The following is a 4140-nucleotide window of genomic DNA, read 5'->3' as shown; positions in this document are numbered from 1 at the left end:
TCGCCGGGGTGAACTTCTCCCGCCGGATCCGGCGCGGCGACATCCGGCGCCGCTTGCACGCCTTGACGGCGCTGTCGACGAAGGCCTCGGAGCCGCAGATGTAGCCCGTGTACTCCTTCGCCGACGCCACGTCCTCGACGAAGGCGTCGGGGGCGTAGCCCTCGCGGTCGCCGCCGGACTCACGGCTCAGGCACGCCACGAACCGGAAGCCGGGATGCTGCGCCTCCAGCTCGCGGAAGAAGCCGGAGTCGTAGAGGTCCTCGGCGGTGCGCACCCCGTGGTAGAGGACGATCTCGCGCCGCGGATCCAGCGACAGCGCCTGCCGGACGATGCTCTTCATCGGGGCCAGTCCGGTCCCGCCCGCGAGCAGCACCATGGGGCCGGTGGACTCCGCGTCGAACGTGAAGTCCCCGAGCGGTCCGGTGACGTCGACACGGTCGCCGACCGCGACGGTGCCGAACGCCCACCGGTCGCTCGCGACCCCACCCGGCCGGCGACGGACATGCAGCTCGAGCAGCTTCGCCTCACCCGGAGTGTTCGCCAGCGAGTACTGCCGCCGGACGCCGGTGCCCGGGACGGTCAGTTCGACGTACTGCCCGGCGGAGAATTCGAGCGGCGTGTCCAGGGTGAGCAGCATCCGCCGCGTGTCGTGGGCGATGTCGCGGACCTCGGTGACGGTGCCGACGAGGTCGCGCAGCGCGTGGGTGGCGTCCCGGTCCCGGCCGTCGTCGGTGCGTGGCCGCTCGACGACGGTGTCGCCGCACGGCGTGGCCTGGCACGCGAGGGCGAAGCCCGCGTCGCGTTCCGTCGCGGGCAGCGTCGCCTCGGGGGACGTGCGGTGGTCGACGGCGCCCGAGCGGACCCGGATCTTGCAGGTGCCGCACGTGCCCTGGTTGCACGAATTGGGCATCCACACCCCGCTGCGCAGCAGTGCGTCGAGCACGGTCTGCTCGGGTGCGCACGCGACGGTGGTGTCGCCGACGGTGACGGTGGCGCTCATGTCCTAGACCTCCCAGGTGACGTGCAGGGCGGTGGGTCCGCGGAAGCCCCAGCCCCAGAACTCGACGTCGGCGTTCGTGTCCCGCTCGAGGTTGGGGATGGTGTCGAGCAGTTCCTCGAGGCCGATGCGGCACACGTGGTTCGCGAAGTAGATGCCGGCGCACGCGTGGTTGCCGGCGCCGAACGCCAGGTGCGGCAGCGGCGGGCGGGTCATGTCGTATTCGGTGGGGGCGTCGTACTTGCCGGTGTCGTGATTGGCCGAGCCGTACGACAGGATCACCACGGTGCCTGCCGCGATGTCGACCCCGGACACCGTGGTGTCCCGCCTCGCGATGCGGGCCGTCGCCGACCAGATCGGCGACGTCCACCGCATGCCCTCGGCGATCGCGCGCGGAATCAGACCCGGCTCGTCGACGACGGCTTCGAACTGTTCGGGCCGGCTGAACAGCCCCGCCAGCGTCGAGGACATGGCGTGCCCCGGCTCCTGCATGGCCCCGAGCAGGAACACGTACAGCGTGGGATAGATGTACTCGCGGTCGCGGGTCTGCCCCTCGGGCATGCCGTCGTGCAGCCAGTGCGACATCGCACTGTCGTCCGGGTGTTCGATCCAGTGGTCGATCAGGGGATCGACGATCGAGCGGATCTCCGCCTTCGCGGCGTCGCCGGCCGCGAACCGCTCCTGGTCGGTGAATTCACCGTGGTCGTCGACCTCGGCGTTGGTGAAGGAGTCGGACAGCTTGTGGAACCACTCGCGCAGCGTGTCGGAGCCGACGTCCTTCAGCCCGAGCAGGTCGCCGAGCGCGCGGACGCTGACCGGTTCGCAGTACCGGGCGACGAGATCGGCGCGGCCGTCGTTCTCGAAACCCTCGAGGTAGCGGCGGGCGATGGGCCGGACCAGGTCCTCGATCCAGCGGTCGACCTCGCTCGGCTGCAGCGCGGGTTCGACCATCGAGCGCAGATCCTGGTGGATGTCGCCGTTGACACCGATGATCGCGGGATGTCCGAACGTGCGGCCGCCGGCCGGGGTGATGATGGCCTCGAAGTCGTCGCTCGTCGCGATGGCGTGGCACGCCTCGGCGGTCGAGGCGACGAACGCGCCGAGGACGGGGACGAAGGCGACCGGTGCCTCGGCCCGCAGCCGCTCGTAGACCGGGTACGGGTTGCGCTCGAGTTCGGTCATGGTGATCTCGTCGATCCATGAAAGGGTGCTCGTCATCGGTAGTGCTCCTCGATGTGTCTTCGGCGGTTAGGCCCCTCGAGCGGGGCCGTTCGTCGGGTGAGGCAGAACATATGACGGCAGTCACACGATCGCCGAGACGATCCGCGCGGCCCCTGGACACATCGCGCGACTTTCTGTGACCGGCGTCTCCGCTACGTACGCTCGTGGTGTGAGTGCGACCGAGATCGGAGACTGGGATGCCGCATCCCGGGCGGTGGCGGACGCGTACTTTCCCCATGAGCTGACCGATTTGTCGGGCACCGACCGGCCGAAGCTGTCGCTGACGACGGTCGATCTCGGCGGGGTGACCCTCGGCCGCCTGCACTGGGGTGCCGACATCGCCATCGCGTGCGACTATCCGGGCGCCTACGAGGTGAACATCCCGGTCACCGGCCGGCTCGAGTCCCGTGGCAGCCACGGCGAGACCGTTTCGGTGCCCGGTCAGGCCACCGTCTTCCGGGCCGACACGCCGAGTGTGATCACCCATTGGGGCGCAACGTGTTCCGTGCTCGGGGTGAAGTTCGACCGGGAGCATCTCGAGCGGGAGGCCGACCGGATCCTCGGTTCGCCGGTGCGATCGAAGCTCGAGCTGCCCGACCAGCTCGACCTGACCGGTCCGGCGAGCGAGTGGCACGGGCTCGTCCGGGCCCTGTCCGAACAGCTCGACGGCGCCCTCGAGGTGGTGCGCAATCCGGTGGTCGGGGCGCAGCTCGCCGGTGCCGTGACCGCGGCGTTCGTCCTGGCCGTCGCCCCGCAGGACGGACCGGCCGGACCCCCGCGGCCGGGCATGATCCGTCGCGTCCTCGACTCCCTGCACGACGATCCCGGCCGGGCGTGGACCTCGGCCGACATGGCCGAACTGGCCGGCACCAGCGTCCGCCGCCTGCAGGAGGCGTTCGCCCACTTCGTCGGCCGCAGCCCGTCGGCGTGCCTGCTCGACATCCGGCTCGACCGCGCCCACGCCGACCTCGTCGCCGGAGCGGGCGCGGTCACCGTCGCCGACGTGGCCTACCGGTGGGGTTTCAGCCACCCCGGCCGGTTCGCCGCGGCGTTCAAGCGGCGCTACGGGACGACGCCCGCGGAGGTCCTGCGCGGCCGCTGACGCACACAGAAGTCCCGGACGTCGACAACCGTCGAGACGCTTGTCGATGTCCGGGACCTGTGTCGTTGCGTGGGCCTACCCGACCCAGAACTGCGGGGTGGGCCGGTCGAACGACAGCTCCGGGAAGTCGTCGTCGCAGATCGGGACCCGGGCTCGGCGCTCGACGTAGTCGTGGCCGTAGGCGCGCATGTGCTCGATGCACGCGACGGTGTATCCGACGGGATCGGGGTGGACGGCGGTGGCCGGCCGGAAGAGGTTGGGAAAACCCTTCGCCGTCAACGTGTTCGCCGTGCACCGCGCACCGTCGCGGCCGCACAGCGGGAGGGTGCCGTCCCCGTCGACGAGGAACTTGGCCCGCGCGACGACGGTCGAGCCGTCGAGGATGTCCCAGCGGTGGTCGACGTCGTCGTAGCGGGCGGAGGTCGCGCCGGCCGTGTCATGGACGGCCAATCGCAGTTCGTCGCGCAGGCGGCCGGCCGCCCGCAGGGCGGCGAAGGAGCGCCCGAGGACCACGGCGTCGAACTCCGGGACGGGGGCACGGGCGACGGACTTCGAGGCGGTGGTCATCTCGGGCGCTCCTTCGCGGGTGGAACGCCGCGCGCGGGCGGCAGGGGATCGCCCGCGCGCGGCAGCTGGGGGTTACTTGCGGTAGTAGGCGCTGACGTCGTCGTTGCCGATGAGGTCGGGCACGGTCCAGCCGTCGAGGTCGTACTCGCTCATAAACTGCTCGGCCAGGCCCTTCATGCCGGAGACGATGCCGCGGTTCTCGGCGGCGAACAGCAGTTCGGCCTTGACGTTCTCGTGGTTGCCGGAGTAGTTG

Annotated in this window: 4 protein-coding genes and 1 pseudogene; 1 reads left to right on the top strand and 4 read right to left on the bottom strand. The window is 70.7% G+C overall.

Annotated elements, in window-relative coordinates; all coding sequences use genetic code 11:
* A partial coding sequence (locus CQZ88_RS16070; protein ID WP_102800020.1) for a 2Fe-2S iron-sulfur cluster-binding protein occupies positions 1 to 1000 on the bottom strand: 1000 nt, incomplete at its 3' end.
* Positions 1001 to 1003: 3 nt separating this feature from the next.
* Positions 1004 to 2215 (bottom strand): cytochrome P450, encoded by a 1212-nt coding sequence (locus CQZ88_RS16065; RefSeq protein WP_065921949.1) that lies wholly within the window; start codon positions 2213 to 2215, stop codon positions 1004 to 1006.
* Positions 2216 to 2354: 139 nt separating this feature from the next.
* Between CQZ88_RS16065 and CQZ88_RS16060 the strand changes: the two genes are divergently transcribed.
* On the top strand, positions 2355 to 3320 hold the full coding sequence (locus CQZ88_RS16060) for an AraC family transcriptional regulator (RefSeq protein ID WP_043801253.1): 966 nt from the start codon (positions 2355 to 2357) through the stop codon (positions 3318 to 3320).
* Positions 3321 to 3395: 75 nt separating this feature from the next.
* Here the strand turns inward: CQZ88_RS16060 and CQZ88_RS16055 are convergent, their stop codons facing one another.
* Positions 3396 to 3887 (bottom strand): hypothetical protein, encoded by a 492-nt coding sequence (locus CQZ88_RS16055; protein ID WP_006946204.1) that lies wholly within the window; start codon positions 3885 to 3887, stop codon positions 3396 to 3398.
* Positions 3888 to 3959: 72 nt separating this feature from the next.
* Positions 3960 to 4140 (bottom strand): annotated as a pseudogene (locus CQZ88_RS16050) (Pyoverdin chromophore biosynthetic protein pvcC); the annotation flags it as partial.

This window comes from Rhodococcus sp. ENV425, assembly GCF_002887785.1.
GTDB lineage: Bacteria > Actinomycetota > Actinomycetes > Mycobacteriales > Mycobacteriaceae > Rhodococcus > Rhodococcus aetherivorans.
The sequence above is the reverse complement of the archived record's forward strand: the minus strand, read 5'-3'. Positions and strand labels throughout refer to the sequence as shown.

What these genes read in the sequence shown, in the direction of transcription:
- CQZ88_RS16065 (WP_065921949.1), bottom strand. Translation starts at nt 2,215, where the DNA reads ATGACGAGCACCCTTTCATGGATCGACGAGATCACCATGACCGAACTC.
- CQZ88_RS16055 (WP_006946204.1), bottom strand. Translation starts at nt 3,887, where the DNA reads ATGACCACCGCCTCGAAGTCCGTCGCCCGTGCCCCCGTCCCGGAGTTC.